This window comes from Bacillus cereus group sp. BfR-BA-01524 (assembly GCF_022662595.1).
Classification (GTDB): domain Bacteria; phylum Bacillota; class Bacilli; order Bacillales; family Bacillaceae_G; genus Bacillus_A; species Bacillus_A thuringiensis_S.
This window is the reverse complement of sequence record NZ_JAKUDW010000460.1, coordinates 1-223: the sequence shown is the minus strand read 5'-3', so window position 1 is coordinate 223 and position 223 is coordinate 1. Positions and strand designations below refer to the sequence as shown.

Sequence of the window (223 nt, the reverse complement as noted above, 5' to 3'; positions counted from 1 at the left end):
CTTGTCTGATGTTTTAGAAATGGCTTCATTTAATTGTGCACTTGGAACTTGAATGTTCTCTTGCTTTGGTTGTTCTGTTTTTTTACCATTTTCACCTTCTGGTTTTGGCTCAACTGTCGGTTTACCATTTTCACCTTCTGGTTTTGGCTCGACTGTCGGTTTACCATTTTCGCCTTCTGGTTTTGGTTCTTCTGTTTTACAAGTTCCGAACTTATCTAACGTT

The 223-nt window shown here is 38.6% G+C and carries 1 pseudogene; it reads right to left on the bottom strand.

The window, feature by feature from the left end:
• Window positions 1-223, bottom strand: a pseudogene (locus MR170_RS31890) (DUF4430 domain-containing protein); the annotation flags it as partial.